The sequence below is a fragment of the Bacillus sp. BML-BC051 genome (assembly GCF_019656175.1).
Lineage (GTDB): Bacteria > Bacillota > Bacilli > Bacillales > Bacillaceae_G > Bacillus_A > Bacillus_A mobilis.
In genome coordinates, this window is record NZ_BPLI01000078.1 from 104,569 (window position 1) to 118,474 (window position 13,906).

The 13,906-nt window shown below is 36.7% G+C and carries 17 protein-coding genes; 1 reads left to right on the forward strand and 16 read right to left on the reverse strand.

What is annotated here, in order from left to right; translation table 11 throughout:
• Nucleotides 1–250 precede the first annotated feature (250 nt).
• The 15 genes from ndk to K5S59_RS26540 form a co-directional block, all read right to left on the reverse strand.
• Entirely contained in the window at nt 251–697 is a 447-nt protein-coding gene (ndk, locus tag K5S59_RS26470; protein WP_000415885.1) for a nucleoside-diphosphate kinase, read from the reverse strand.
• Nucleotides 698–821: 124 nt separating this feature from the next.
• Nucleotides 822–1,784: a heptaprenyl diphosphate synthase component II gene (hepT, locus tag K5S59_RS26475; RefSeq protein WP_000776085.1), complete on the reverse strand. Its 963-nt coding sequence runs from the start codon at nt 1,782–1,784 to the stop codon at nt 822–824.
• A gap of 31 nt (nt 1,785–1,815) precedes the next feature.
• On the reverse strand, nt 1,816–2,529 hold the full coding sequence (gene menG / locus K5S59_RS26480; protein ID WP_001187661.1) for a 2-heptaprenyl-1,4-naphthoquinone methyltransferase: 714 nt from the start codon (nt 2,527–2,529) through the stop codon (nt 1,816–1,818).
• Nucleotides 2,530–2,558: 29 nt separating this feature from the next.
• Nucleotides 2,559–3,308 carry a heptaprenyl diphosphate synthase component 1 gene (locus K5S59_RS26485; protein ID WP_120449751.1) on the reverse strand — a complete coding sequence of 250 codons (750 nt, stop codon included), beginning with the start codon at nt 3,306–3,308 and terminating at the stop codon, nt 2,559–2,561.
• 212 nt (nt 3,309–3,520) lie between these two features.
• Entirely contained in the window at nt 3,521–4,090 is a 570-nt protein-coding gene (gene folE, locus K5S59_RS26490; RefSeq protein WP_001151477.1) for a GTP cyclohydrolase I FolE, read from the reverse strand.
• Nucleotides 4,091–4,210: 120 nt separating this feature from the next.
• Entirely contained in the window at nt 4,211–4,483 is a 273-nt protein-coding gene (locus K5S59_RS26495) for an HU family DNA-binding protein (protein ID WP_001043860.1), read from the reverse strand.
• 299 nt (nt 4,484–4,782) lie between these two features.
• On the reverse strand, nt 4,783–6,261 hold the full coding sequence (gene spoIVA / locus K5S59_RS26500; protein ID WP_000416521.1) for a stage IV sporulation protein A: 1,479 nt from the start codon (nt 6,259–6,261) through the stop codon (nt 4,783–4,785).
• Between the two features lie 242 nt (nt 6,262–6,503).
• Entirely contained in the window at nt 6,504–7,217 is a 714-nt protein-coding gene (locus K5S59_RS26505) for a hypothetical protein (protein WP_000755484.1), read from the reverse strand.
• A 63-nt stretch (nt 7,218–7,280) separates the two neighbouring features.
• Nucleotides 7,281–7,484: a DUF2768 domain-containing protein gene (locus K5S59_RS26510; protein WP_001289002.1), complete on the reverse strand. Its 204-nt coding sequence runs from the start codon at nt 7,482–7,484 to the stop codon at nt 7,281–7,283.
• Nucleotides 7,485–7,752: 268 nt separating this feature from the next.
• Nucleotides 7,753–8,004, reverse strand: coding sequence for a stage VI sporulation protein F (locus K5S59_RS26515; protein WP_000369753.1), 252 nt, complete (start codon nt 8,002–8,004; stop codon nt 7,753–7,755).
• A 114-nt stretch (nt 8,005–8,118) separates the two neighbouring features.
• Nucleotides 8,119–9,141 carry an NAD(P)H-dependent glycerol-3-phosphate dehydrogenase gene (locus tag K5S59_RS26520; protein ID WP_000161774.1) on the reverse strand — a complete coding sequence of 341 codons (1,023 nt, stop codon included), beginning with the start codon at nt 9,139–9,141 and terminating at the stop codon, nt 8,119–8,121.
• Between the two features lie 18 nt (nt 9,142–9,159).
• Nucleotides 9,160–10,470 carry a ribosome biogenesis GTPase Der gene (gene der / locus K5S59_RS26525; protein WP_001125888.1) on the reverse strand — a complete coding sequence of 437 codons (1,311 nt, stop codon included), beginning with the start codon at nt 10,468–10,470 and terminating at the stop codon, nt 9,160–9,162.
• Nucleotides 10,471–10,594: 124 nt separating this feature from the next.
• Nucleotides 10,595–10,780, reverse strand: a complete 186-nt coding sequence (locus tag K5S59_RS26530) for a capping complex subunit for YIEGIA (RefSeq protein WP_000979054.1) — start codon at nt 10,778–10,780, stop codon at nt 10,595–10,597.
• Entirely contained in the window at nt 10,777–11,670 is an 894-nt protein-coding gene (locus tag K5S59_RS26535) for a YIEGIA family protein (protein WP_000141597.1), read from the reverse strand. Before K5S59_RS26535 ends, K5S59_RS26530 begins: the two co-directional genes overlap by 4 nt.
• Nucleotides 11,663–12,274 carry a YphA family membrane protein gene (locus K5S59_RS26540; protein ID WP_000399213.1) on the reverse strand — a complete coding sequence of 204 codons (612 nt, stop codon included), beginning with the start codon at nt 12,272–12,274 and terminating at the stop codon, nt 11,663–11,665. Before K5S59_RS26540 ends, K5S59_RS26535 begins: the two co-directional genes overlap by 8 nt.
• Nucleotides 12,275–12,390: 116 nt before the next feature.
• Here K5S59_RS26540 and K5S59_RS26545 point away from each other — a divergent pair, with 116 nt between their 5' ends.
• The gene (locus K5S59_RS26545; RefSeq protein ID WP_000513900.1) at nt 12,391–12,525 is read left to right on the forward strand and encodes a YpzI family protein; all 135 of its coding nucleotides are present in this window, start codon (nt 12,391–12,393) and stop codon (nt 12,523–12,525) included.
• A 322-nt stretch (nt 12,526–12,847) separates the two neighbouring features.
• On the opposite strand, the gene K5S59_RS26550 is transcribed toward K5S59_RS26545, so the two are convergent.
• The gene (locus K5S59_RS26550; protein ID WP_000251025.1) at nt 12,848–13,897 is read right to left on the reverse strand and encodes a type 2 isopentenyl-diphosphate Delta-isomerase; all 1,050 of its coding nucleotides are present in this window, start codon (nt 13,895–13,897) and stop codon (nt 12,848–12,850) included.
• Between the last annotated feature and the right edge of the window lie 9 nt (nt 13,898–13,906).

A 13,906-nucleotide genomic window follows, 5' to 3' on the forward strand; every position in this document is an offset into this window, starting at 1 on the left:
GTATTTATCCCGCTATATTAAGCAATGATATTATCCTTCATTACTCTAAAAATATAAAAGAAATTATATAATACATCAGCCATTCGTTTATTCTCCGATAGGCCTTTTACTTTACATATCAATATATCATAACCGCTCTAAATTCGTAACTAAATGAAATAAAAAAAGTGCAAGAAGAATACCCCTATTCTCCTTGCACTTTCTACTATTATCACAGTGATTAAAGCGTTTACAAATTATTTCAAAATAATTAGTAAATCCATTCATTCATTAATTTTGAGTAGTCAACTAATTCTTCTTCTTTAAAGAAAATAGCAATCTCGCGCTCTGCACTTTCTAACGAATCAGAACCATGGATAATGTTTTTCGCAACAGTTACACCGAAATCTCCACGAATTGTTCCAGGAGCTGCTTCATGTGGTCTTGTTTTACCCATCATGTTACGAGCTGTATCTACTACACCTTCACCTTGCCATACCATTGCGAATACAGGGCCAGATGTAATAAAGTCTACTAATTCACCAAAGAAAGGTTTTTCTGTGTGCTCAGCATAGTGTTGTCCAGCAATTTCCGGAGTTACTTGCATTAATTTTGCACCAACTAATTGAAAGCCCTTCTTCTCAAAACGAGCTACGATTTCCCCAATGAAGGCACGTTGTACACCGTCTGGTTTTACCATTAGAAATGTTTTTTCCATAAAAAATCTCTCCACTTCTGAATTATGTATGTAATTGTATATCCCCACACACATATTAACACCCTTATCACAATTGTGCAATAGTTTTGAAATAGAGAGATTATTTTATTTTTTAGAAAAAACACTAAAATTTTCGTTTTCCAATATACTTTGCTACATTTTGTAATGCATACTTCGCTTGTCCACGTGGGAGTGGTTTTATAATTTCTAATGCTTTATGTAAATAACGTTCACTAAATGCAAATGCTTTATCAATAGCAGCACTATTCTTTACAGCCTCAATAATTTCTTTCATTTCATCCGCTGTTGTATTTTCATGTACAGATGTGATTTTTTTGCGAAGTATCGGATCTTCCATAGCGTATAGAGCAGGAAGCGTAATATTTCCTTGTAACAAATCACCACCAGCAGGTTTGCCCAGTTTCTCTTCTGTGGAAACGAAATCTAAAATGTCATCAATAATTTGATACGACATCCCTACGAAATATCCGTACCAAAACAGACGACTTACCGTATCACGATTAGCGCCAGCAGCAATTGCTCCTAGTTGGCAACTCGCAGCAATTAATAACGCTGTTTTTCGCTTTATTCTTCTTAAATACGTTCTTAAATTTTGATCATAGTTATATTTATCTTTAATTTGTTCTATTTCACCTTTACATACTTCTAAAATGGTATGCGATAGCGCCTGATGCGCCTCTGGAATTTCGATATTTGTTATACATTCAAGAGACTTAGCAAATAAATAGTCCCCTGTATACATTGCAATACGATCTCCCCATTTCGCATTCACAGTCGCACTACCACGTCGTAAAAAAGCAGCATCAATAACATCATCATGAACAAGAGAAGCCATATGAATAAGTTCTAATGCAACAGCTACATGCTTAATTGCATCTAACTTATAGTCTCCAAACTTTCCCGCAAGCAACACAAATACAGGACGAATTCGCTTCCCACCAGCTTCAATAAGTTGTAATGCCGCCTCTTCTACTAATGGCTGTTCAGAAGCAACTGTCTTTTTTAATTCTTTTTCTATTACATTAATATCCGATCGTAAAAAAGAGTACATAAGTTGTAACTTCATATTGTTCACCTTAACCTAAAACTTCTTTTTTCTATTTTGATTCTGGTTTCATACCTAAATGCATCGCTGCTACCCCAAAAGTAAACGGCTTCACTTGTACACGTTCAAGTCCAGCTTTTTCAAACATATTAGCCAATTCTTTCATACCTGGGAATGTACTAGCAGATTCTTGCAGCCATGAATATTCTTTATAACTTTTCGCAAATAACTTTCCAAATAACGGCATGATATATTTAAAGTATAAAATATATCCTTGTCGAAAACCAATCATTGTTGGTTGAGATGTTTCTAAACAAATTACTTTTCCACCTGGTTTTACTACACGCGTCATTTCTTTTAATACGTGCATATAATCCGGTACGTTACGCAAACCAAATCCAATCGTTACATAATCAAATGTGTTATCTTCAAATGGAAGTTCCATTGCATTCCCGTGAAGTAGTTCTACTTGTTTTAATTGTAACGCCTCGACCTTTTGTTTACCGACAGATAACATATTTTCACTGAAGTCTAAACCAACAACCTTGCCCTGTTCACCTACTGCTCCAGCTAGCGCAATTGTCCAGTCCGCTGTCCCGCAGCAAACATCAAGTGCCTTGTTACCTGGTTTTACATCCATAATGCGCATCGTCTCTTTACGCCACGCTTTATGTCTTTGAAAACTAATTACAGAATTCATCACATCGTATTTATCAGAGATTTTCTCAAATACATCATGTACTCTTTCTTCTTTTGATTGTTGCATGCTCGTACCTTCTTCCAATGTAAAATTGCTTATGTCTTCGATTTATCTCTTAACACAGAGTTTATTTCGCTTATATCTGTGTGGTTTTCCAAAAATTGATTTTCTTTCTTTCTGAGTTCCATCATCCATCCATTAATAACTGTTTCTACCTCCGCTTGATCCTTCATAATCCCTTGAACAGCTTGAAAAACAGGTGAATGTTGTTTTTCAGCATGCAGTTCACATTCTTTTTGAAGACGGTTTTTTCCTAGTACATACGTTATAAATGGCTTCCAATGAGATAAATGAAAATGATCACATGTTTTTTGCAAAAGTGCAGACTCAATCGCAACTACACTTTCCATTATGTCATCCATCGTTTCATGCGCTTTTTGATATAACATTATTTTGTGTTCATTAATTTCTTTAATTCCTTCAGCAAGCGCACGAATTAAAACAATATCACGATTCATAGACAATAAGTAATAATATAACCCGCTATAGTAATCACCAGCAAGTACTGTTAGCTGACGACGTTTATGCGATTCATTTGCTTCTTCCCCTGCTTTATTTGATACTCTTTCATGTGTATCAAGCGCAATTTGCACAAGCATAATCGTTACTACATAATGCTCAATTTGTTCTATATGTAAATTTGCACTTTTTAAAGCACCATATAACAATGCTATTTTCTCTTCATCAATAAATGGTTCTTCAATATAGTTTATAAAATAAGGATGGCGTAATTTCTCCATCAATTTCTCTCTTATACCCGCATACCCTCCGTAGATGTCACACACAAAAATCACCCTTGTTTTCTAATTCATAAAACTTATTATAACACATACATACTATTTTCTATAACCAAAACTTGGCTACTCTTTCCAAACTTCCACCGAACGAAATAACATCTTCCATTCTTTTTAGTAGTCTTTCTATTCTCACTCTTCCTTCCTAAAACTATATCATTTATTTACATAAAAAAAAAAGAAAAGCAGTTTCCTACTTTTCTTTACTTCGATTTAATAAAAGATAAAATTTCACTACGCGCTGCAGCATCATTTTCTAGCACACCACGCACTGCTGTTGTTACTGTTTTCGCGCCTGGCTTCTTCACACCGCGCATCGTCATGCACATATGTTCCGCTTCTACTACTACCATTACACCATGCGGCTCTAGTACTTCCATAATAGAGTTCGCTACTGTTGATGTAATACGTTCTTGCAGTTGTGGACGACGTGCAATTGTATCTACAGTTCGAGCTAATTTACTTAACCCTGTCACTTTTCCGCCTTGCGGAATATATGCAACGTGAGCAACTCCATAGAATGGAACTAAATGATGCTCACACATCGAATAAAACGGTATATCTTTTACTAGTACAAGCTCCTCGTGATCTTCTCCGAACACTTTATGCAAATGTTCTTTCGGATCTTCATGCATACCCGCGAACACTTCTGCGTACATTTTTGCAACACGCTTTGGTGTATCAAGTACTCCCTCACGATTTGGGTCATCTCCGATTGCCTCTAAAATAAGGCGTACTGCATGTTCAATTTGTTCTAAATTAACTTTTGCCATCCGCTAGCCCTCCCGAAAACCTAAAAGTGATACGAACACATTCTAGCATATTTATGTTTTTAAAAGCAAAAAGAAGAGTTTCCAAAAAGGAAACTCTTCTTCCCTGTTAATATGTAAGGATTATTTAACCGCATCTTTTAACGCTTTACCAGGTTTGAATGCAGGTACTTTACTTGCAGCGATTTCAATCTCCTCACCTGTTTGTGGGTTACGACCTTTACGAGCCGCACGCTCACGAACTTCGAAGTTACCGAATCCGATCAGTTGTACTTTATCACCTTGTTTTAAAGCTTCTAAGATAGAATCAAAAACAGCGTCTACTGCTTTTGTTGCGTCCTTTTTAGAAAGGGAACTTGCTTCTGCAACAGCATTGATTAAATCTGTCTTGTTCATGCCATTCACCTCCTCCCAAAGATAAGACTGTATAATGATCATAAAATGAGTCTTACTTTCATTTGTAGGCAATTTTTGCAAATTCTATACTACAAAGATGTAGATAAATCATTATCAACGCCTATATTATACGATTCTCCTTTATAATTCAATATTTTTAAGGAAATTGTTACTCTTAAAATGTGAAAATCTGATGAAACTTGACAATTTACAACAATATATTAGATAATGACTGTTTATTTTTCTATCCTATACACGAAAATCAAAAAAAATCCCTCTACAATGAGAGGGATTTTTTCTTATAATATAATCGCAATTAATCCGCCAGATCCTTCGTTAATAATTCTTTCTAGCGTTTCTTTTAATTTATATCTCGCATTTTCTGGCATTAAAGATAGTTTCGCTTGTATGCCTTCTCGAACAATAGAGCTAAGCGAACGTCCGAATATATCAGAATTCCAAATTGATAATGGGTCATCTTCAAAATCCTGCATTAAGTAACGGACTAATTCTTCACTTTGCTTTTCAGTACCAATGATTGGCTCAAACGTTGACTCCACATCGACTTTAATCATATGAATAGATGGCGCTACAGCTTTTAATTTCACACCAAACCTTGAACCGTGACGAATAATTTCTGGCTCATCTAAGCTCATGTCAGCTAGCGCAGGCGCCGCTACACCATATCCTGTTTGCTTTACCATACGCAGGGCATCCGCCACTTGATCGTATTCTGTTTTTGCATGAGATAAATCGAGCATAAGCTTCAATAAATGGTCTTTCCCTCTAATTTCCACTCCTACTACTTCTTTTAAAATTTGATCATATAATTCATCTGGCGCATATAAATCAATCTCTGCTACACCTTGCCCCATATCAATGCCAGCTAGGCTCGCTCGATCAATAAATTCATACTGACTAAACTGCCAGACGACACGGTCCACATCACGTAGACGTTTTATATCCTTTACAGTCTCTTGAACAGCTTCTTGATAGCTTTGGCGTAACCAATGCCCTTCATTTAACACCATCACCCAGCTCGGAAGGTTAACATTCACTTCTAAAACCGGGAACTCAAATAACGCTTCTCGAAGCACATTGTACACATCTGTTTCCCTTAAACTCTCTACACTCATTGCAATAACTGGGATATCATATTCTTCAGATAAACTTTGGCGCAATTGCTCTGTATCTGGATGATACGGCTGTACAGTGTTGATGATCATAATGAAAGGTTTTCCTACTTCTTTTAACTCATTTACTACGCGTTCTTCTGCCTCTATATAATCTCTTCTTGGAATTTCACCAATCGTTCCATCTGTTGTAATTACAACACCAATTGTGGAATGTTCTTGAATTACTTTACGTGTTCCGATTTCTGCAGCTTCATGGAATGGAATAGGTTCTTCATACCAAGGAGTATTAATCATGCGTGGGCCATTCTCATCTTCATAGCCTTTTGCTCCTGGAACCGTATATCCAACGCAATCTACCAATCGAATATTCACTTCAAGACCTTCATCTACTTCGATAGAAACCGCTTGGTTTGGAACAAACTTCGGTTCCGTCGTCATGATTGTACGACCAGCAGCACTTTGAGGCAGTTCATCTTGCGCCCTTTGACGGTCAGACTCATTCTCAATATTAGGAATAACTACAAGTTCCATAAATTTTTTAATGAATGTTGATTTCCCTGTTCGAACAGCTCCTACAACTCCAAAATAAATATCACCGCCTGTGCGTTCCGCAATATCTTTAAAAATATCTACCTTTTCCAAGTGATTCCCTCCCTCAATATTTTTGGGAATAATTCCACGTTTATAGTCAACTAATACCTTCTCTAACGTTGCCTATAATATCTGATATAATATAATGGTATTCTAGAAGTTCGGACAATATATCATATAATTTTGTCCAATTTCATATGACTATTAAAAAATACCTTTTGTTTGCATCGCAAGTTGTGTAACATAAAAAACCTTTCTTCTAGAACTTATTCACTAAAAGAAAGGTTCATGACTTATGATTTTAAAAAAATTGGTTCTCCATTCTTTACCGTATACGGTAAAGAATACGCAGGTACAAATGGAGAATCGTTCGAAAGTATATTCCGAATATCTTCCCCCTCCTTAAATTGACCTTCATTTTTTTTCAACGCTTCATATAAGTCGATTCGATAATCAACATAGATTTCTCCCTTTTCATTGATTACAAAAGGAAGCCCTTTACCAGAATACGGACTTGTCACTTGTGGTACATCTTTATATCCTAGTTTTTTGAAATCTAATTCATACACACCATCTGAAATTACCTTTTTAAAAGGTGGGTATTGATGTTCATCCCGATACATCCTAAGCTTTAATGATAATTCCTGGATTTGTTCAGCCATCCTAACATCAATTAACTTTACTGTCGGGTTTGTTTCAACGTCTATTAATACGTATTGGTACACCCCTCCGCTTTCATACGCATTTCCTGGCGCTTCTTGTATGTAACGCGGAGCAATCTTTTGAAAATCGATTGGATACTTTTGATAAATAGGCGTATTCATATCCCGCGTCTTAATTGGCAATATCCCATCATTTTGCTCCTTAAATGTCGCTACAGCCTTTTGAACAACCTGTAGCTGATCTTCATAAGGAACAGCATTTTGTCTCATATTTTCTTTCGGATACAAACACCCCGTTAAAAGGCTCATACAACAAAATATTAAAATAATATGGACTTTTTTCACTAGCGATCACCTTTTCATACTAATATGACTTGCTCCGTATGTAACATTTTCGGACCATCCCCTTTACTGCTGTACAGGTCCACTAAATACAACAAGAAAAATAACAATTCCTGACACAATCATAAGGGTGTACGCTACTAATGCTGTAATCCCTTTCAAAAATTTATTCTTTATTTTGTATCTACTTAGTAAAATAAAGCTTACTGCAAAAAACATAAATCCAATTGCCCCTAAAGCAAACCACATTTTTAAAAGCCCTTCTGACATATACACACCCCTTTTTATTAATCTATTTTTATACTATTTTAACAAATTAAAATCTTTAAACAAATACAAAAAGAATATTTTACTACAAATTACGAATATATAACTTTAATCAACAGGTTTTTTCGCACCTTCCACTAATCTAGATAAAAATAAAACCGAAGCGAGTGTATCTCTCGCTTCGGTTGACCAAATATGCCCAAAACAGCTCTATTCCCATACTTTCATGGCTATCATATGCAATCTACAAACTCTTTGTTTCTCATATATTTTATTTTTTAAACATTTTACTTAACGAACCAAAATCAGCGGGCATATTATTGTTAATAATCGCTTTTACAATTTGATCCTCTTGTTCTTTCGGCACTTCACGTCCTGCCATAAGAGCCACTTGATGAATCAATTGACGAAGCACAGTCTCATCACGTAAATTCGCATTTTGTACAGATGATGCTAATTTAAAAATATCTTCTTTATTCACTTTCGCTTCTTTTTCAATGTTATTAAAAATGTTATTATCCATTCTTTTCACCCTCTCCTCAAGTTACTCTTCATCCTATGCAAAAATAAAAAAATGGTGAAAATACCCAAAAAATAAAAAGCGACAGAAGTACAAATGTACTTCTGTCGCTTTTCTTTAAAGTAAGTCTGGTATAGCTTCTACTTCATGTTTTCGAACACGTCCCATCAATGAGCCTACTGCATCTTTCACATTATTCCCATTGAATAGCACGTCATATAAAGCAGCTGTAATCGGCATTTCAACTTCCATTTTCTCCGCTAATTCATGAGCAGCCTTCGTTGTTCTTACACCTTCCACAACCATACCCATGCTTTCTAACACTTCTTCTAAAGAGTGTCCTTTTCCAAGCATATTTCCAGCACGCCAATTTCGGCTATGAACACTTGTACAAGTTACGATTAAGTCTCCCATACCAGTTAGACCAGCAAACGTTAACGGATTTCCACCCATTTTTCTTCCTAAACGAGCAATCTCCGTTAAACCACGTGTCATTAATGCCGCTTTCGCATTATCACCTAATCCAAGTCCATCAGTTATCCCAGCAGCTAATGCGATAATATTTTTTAACGCACCACCAAGTTCAACTCCAACGATATCTGGATTTGTGTATACACGGAAGTAACTATTCATAAACAAGTCTTGTACTTCCTCAGCCGCTTCCATACGCTTTGCTGCAGACGTAACCGTAGTCTCTTGACGTAAACCGACTTCTTCAGCATGACTCGGTCCAGACAGTACAACAACGTCTTTAATCAAGTTCTCTGGAATTTCTTCCTCAATTACTTCCGAAATACGTTTTGACGTACCAGGTTCAATTCCTTTACTTGCATGAACCCAAGTGATCGGACCCGCTACATATTTCTTCATATCTTGCAATACTTCTCTATACGCTTTCGTTGGTACTACAAGAAGTACTACATTTACATCTACTAATGCTTCTTCTAAAGAAGAGTAGGCTACGATTGTGCTTGGCAATGTAATTCCTGGAAGGTATCGACTATTCTCATGTTTCGTATTAATCTCATCCATAAGTTCAGAGCGATTTCCCCAAATTCGTACATCATGTCCATTGTCAGCTAATACCATCGCTAACGCTGTTCCCCAGCTACCTGCTCCTACTACTGTGATTTTTGTCATAAAATCACATCCTCTCCATTAGTCTCTTGCTCTAGCGATAATGTGAATTGGCGTTCCTACGAAACCGAACGCTTCACGTAAACGATTCTTTAAGAAGCGCTCATATGAGAAGTGCATTAACTCTGTATCGTTTACAAATATAACAAATGTTGGGGGTTTTACCGCAACCTGTGTCGCATAGAAGATTTTCAGACGGCTACCATTATGAGTTGGCGTTGGATTCATCGCTACCGCATCCATAATTACATCATTTAATACGTTCGTTTGAATACGAATACTATGGCTTTCATTTACTTCATTAATAACTGGTAATAATGTTTGTGTACGTTTTTTCGTTTTCGCAGATAAGAATACAATCGGTGCGTACTCTAAAAATTGGAAATGAGCACGGATGTTTTCTTCAAATGCTTTCATTGTTTTTTCATCTTTTTTCACTGCATCCCATTTGTTTACAACGATAATAACAGCACGTCCTGAATCATGAGCATATCCAGCAATTTTTTTATCCTGTTCAATAATTCCTTCTTCTCCGTCTAAAACGACTAAAACAACGTCAGAACGTTCAATCGCTCTAAGTGCACGAAGTACACTATACTTTTCTGTGCTTTCGTATACTTTCCCTTTTTTACGCATACCAGCTGTATCAATGATTACATAATCTTGGCCATCTTTACTATATGGCGTATCAACAGCATCACGTGTTGTTCCCGCTATATTACTTACAATTACACGTTCTTGACCAAGAAGTGCATTTACAAGTGATGATTTCCCTACATTTGGACGTCCAATTAAAGAGAAACGGATTGTTTCATCGTCATACGCTTCTTCTTCAATCTTTGGAAAATGATTTGCAGCTTCATCTAACAAATCACCAAGTCCTAAACCGTGTGTACCTGAAATCGGGAATGGCTCGCCAAATCCTAATGCATAAAAATCATAAATATCACTACGCATTTCTGGATTATCAACCTTATTTACCGCAAGTACAATTGGTTTTTTAGAACGATATAAAATTTTAGCAACCTCTTCATCTGCTGCAGTTACACCATCGCGACCATTCGTCATAAAAATGATAACATCTGCTTCATCAATTGCTACTTCCGCTTGTTGACGAATTTGTGTCAAGAACGGCTCGTCTCCAATATCAATTCCACCTGTATCAATAATGTTAAACTCATGATTTAACCATTCTCCCGCACTATAAATACGGTCTCGTGTTATACCTGGTATATCTTCTACGATTGAAACTCTTTCTCCAACAATTCTATTGAAAATAGTAGATTTTCCTACGTTCGGGCGGCCTACTATTGCTATTACTGGTTTCGGCATATACTTTCATCCTTTCAACTTGCTTCTGTTTATTATGTAAAAAACCCTTCTTTGTGCAAGAAGGGATTTGCATTCCAGAATATTTCTCAGCGTATCAAAACACCTCACATTATACCACACGTTGCTAATGTTTCACAATAATATATACATTCTCTTGTAAGCGATGCGCAATGCCATCTAAAATTGCCTCTAAATTATTTGCAACAAATTCTAATTCCTCTGTCGATTCACAAGTAAACAAAGGGGCACCACCAGCAAATTTCTCCGGCGTTGTTGTAATAACCGCGAGAATTACACTTTCTAACATCATCCCTTATCTCCCCTTCCTTTCGGGGCTTCCGATGACATATGAACAGCACTTTCTAATGTCGGCACATTCCCTATGACACCTATCGCTTTCTCCGCATCTTGATCTTGTGGCAAGACAAAAATCCCAACCCTACCATCTTCTAAATCACGCTTTGCTAACGGCACAAGCGCCGGCGTACCAGAATCTCTATAAATCCCTAAAGCGACAGAAACATCATGTAAAATAGCCTGTCGTTGTCCTAAGTTTGAGATGGTCACCATCGCATCAATTGATTTCGGCCTTAAAATAAAGCCCATTCCATATTTCATAATTTCCTCTTGCCTTGCCGGCAATCCAATATTCATAATGTAAATATTATCAATATACAGCCCCGCTCCTTCAAAACGAAGTGGAACATGCTCGATATCAACAAGATCATGTAACCTTCTGCCCGACATTAATTTTTTCGCGATAAAAAATGCGATGATAGCCATAATTACTCCAGCAATCCATGAACGGAACCCTATATACGCAAACGTCGTTGCAAACGACGTTAACATCGCCAAATAGTTGCGACTTTCAAAAACTAATGCAATTCCTTCAATGTATGTATTTCCACGCGGTACGAGCTCATATCCATCTAATTGTTGAAGTGTATTTCTTTCCATATTACGCACATCACGAAACTGTGTTGCTGCCAACGTAAGAAACGTAATAGCAGAAAAATCTTTTTTCAAAATTGACGGAATCGCAATCGCACCTAGAGCCGCTGCAATTAACCCCATCGCAATGTGAATAATTTTCCCGTGGAGCCTCGTCGGATATTGCCGCGTATCTGTCCTGAGCATTAGCACTCTCGTTACTGTCCCCGCTATTACGCCGCATAAAATGGCCGGTGTATATTCAGTCATGTATTACCCTCGCCTTTCTTTTACGTGTTTTCCCTTTGAACTGTTCCATATATACTGATGCTTTTGCAATCCAAAACAAAATTGCCATGAACAATGTAGAAACGGCGACGATATCAAAAAACGCTAAACTACCGTAATCATAAGGAAAGTGTAGTTTTCGAAAAATAAGTGTCACAAACAATTCTCCCTGTAACATCCCTACATAAAGAGAACATAATCGTAATATGCGATCTTCGTGTAATAAAACCGATGCATACACAAGAGCACTACTTAACAAAAACAACCTGTCCACCACAATCCAAATTGGATCATATACTTCTAACAAATGAAAACTTGTATATAACATTGCAATAATAAGTGCCGAAAGTAAGGTATATAATTTTTTCCAAATAGAATAGAGCGTGATTCCTATAAAAGCAACCATACAAAGCAAAAGTGCATTTACTGATACAGTGAATGCAGCAATCGTTACATGCAACGGAGAGCAAATAATAAAAATCAATATACAAGCGCTTAGCTTCCACCGAATAGAATCCTTTTTCATAAAAAAAGTCACGACAATCCACCCTATCCAAGCTATAAAATAAAAAGTACTCCCTTCCATCATTTCACCTCCTATGTTTTCCATTATGGGAACTTTTTATGAAAGTTAATCCACTTTCTTCGCGCATAGTTTTTTCATATAACAGCAACACTTTTAATAAGGAGGTGCTATTCATTATGGGTAAAGATCGTCAAGAACGAAAACTAAGAGAATCACGCCGCGTTGAGTCTGACCGTGACCAATCACTACAATATCCAGGTGCAACTGGACTGGATACACCAGAGCAAGCTCGCAAGCAGAATCAGCACTAATGAATACAAAAAGACGGTTTCGATATTGTACGAAACCGTCTTTTACATTTTTATTTATATCGAAATAACATTTCATATATAAATTTTTCTAGGATTTTTTTACCTCCACCTATTTTCTTCGGCAAAATTAAACCCTTACCAATCATTCATCAGTACAATCTCTACATTTTTCATCCTCTATTTCAGTCGTATTTTTCCCAAGCTACTGTTTATATACATAATAATAATTTTATTTTTTATTTTGATAGAATATTAATTCATTCCTCACTTTACATTACTAAAAAGAACAGAAAACAAAAAAATCAACCGTTTGGTTGATTTTTTATCTTCTACTATAATGCGTCGTATCAATACCACGCTGCGTTAACCAATGATATGTTTCGCCCTTTACAACAAGAGGTACAGCCTGTAACTCTTCTATCGTCTTCGCACCAAGAGCTGTCATAATAAATTTCAAATCTGTATGTAAAAGATCAATTTCATCCACTAACTTCTCAATACCATCTTGCATTAAAATACGTAAAAAGTAACCAGCAAACGCAGTTGTATTCGCCCCTAATGCGATTGCTTTCGCTACGTCAAGCGCTGTTTGTATGCCCCCAGATGCAATAAAAGAGAGGTTATTATTTGTAGAGGTTGCTTCAATAATCGAGGTTGCTGTTTGTATGCCCCAGTTATTAAAATAAGAAAGCATTCGCTGTCTTCTTTCATTTTCAACAGCAGCAAAATTCGTACCACCTTGTCCGCCAATATCAATTGCCGTTACACCTACGCTCGCTAACTGTTGCATTGTTTCCTTACTCATCCCAAATCCAACTTCTTTTACAATGACAGGAACTTTACTATTTAAAACAATTTTCTCAATGCGCTGAAGTACACCAGTAAAGTCACGGTCTCCTTCTGGCATCGTTAACTCTTGTATGACATTTAAATGAATTTGCAATGCATTCGCTTCAATCATATCAACGGCACGCTCTGCCTGTTCGATAGTTGCCTCACTACCTAAATTAGCAAAGAAAATACCCTTTGGGTTTACTTTTCTGATAATCTTATAAGAAGCAGCCTCACTTTCATCTTTTAACGCCGCCATTTGCGAACCTACAGCCATAGCAAGATTATGATGTTTCGCTACATATGCTAATTGCTCATTAATATGTAACGTTTTCTCTCCTCCACCACCAGTCATCGCATTGATAAAAATCGGCGAACTTAGTGAAAGTTCGCCGATTTTTGTTTCACATGTTATTGTGTCATAACTTGAATTTGGCAAACCTTGATGCACAAAATCAATATCATGAAAGCCATGCGTACGAGACTGACCAGTAGAAAGAGCATATTCAATATGATCTAATTTACGTTTTGCCCTTACCACTTGTACCCC

Coding starts and splice junctions, on each gene's coding strand:
- ndk (WP_000415885.1), bottom strand. CDS start 697: ATGGAAAAAACATTTCTAATGGTAAAACCAGACGGTGTACAACGTGCC.
- hepT (WP_000776085.1), bottom strand. CDS start 1,784: ATGAAGTTACAACTTATGTACTCTTTTTTACGATCGGATATTAATGTA.
- menG (WP_001187661.1), bottom strand. CDS start 2,529: ATGCAACAATCAAAAGAAGAAAGAGTACATGATGTATTTGAGAAAATC.
- folE (WP_001151477.1), bottom strand. CDS start 4,090: ATGGCAAAAGTTAATTTAGAACAAATTGAACATGCAGTACGCCTTATT.
- K5S59_RS26495 (WP_001043860.1), bottom strand. CDS start 4,483: ATGAACAAGACAGATTTAATCAATGCTGTTGCAGAAGCAAGTTCCCTT.
- K5S59_RS26510 (WP_001289002.1), bottom strand. CDS start 7,484: ATGTCAGAAGGGCTTTTAAAAATGTGGTTTGCTTTAGGGGCAATTGGA.
- K5S59_RS26515 (WP_000369753.1), bottom strand. CDS start 8,004: ATGGATAATAACATTTTTAATAACATTGAAAAAGAAGCGAAAGTGAAT.
- K5S59_RS26520 (WP_000161774.1), bottom strand. CDS start 9,141: ATGACAAAAATCACAGTAGTAGGAGCAGGTAGCTGGGGAACAGCGTTA.
- der (WP_001125888.1), bottom strand. CDS start 10,470: ATGCCGAAACCAGTAATAGCAATAGTAGGCCGCCCGAACGTAGGAAAA.
- K5S59_RS26530 (WP_000979054.1), bottom strand. CDS start 10,780: ATGATGTTAGAAAGTGTAATTCTCGCGGTTATTACAACAACGCCGGAG.
- K5S59_RS26535 (WP_000141597.1), bottom strand. CDS start 11,670: ATGACTGAATATACACCGGCCATTTTATGCGGCGTAATAGCGGGGACA.
- K5S59_RS26540 (WP_000399213.1), bottom strand. CDS start 12,274: ATGGAAGGGAGTACTTTTTATTTTATAGCTTGGATAGGGTGGATTGTC.
- K5S59_RS26545 (WP_000513900.1), top strand. CDS start 12,391: ATGGGTAAAGATCGTCAAGAACGAAAACTAAGAGAATCACGCCGCGTT.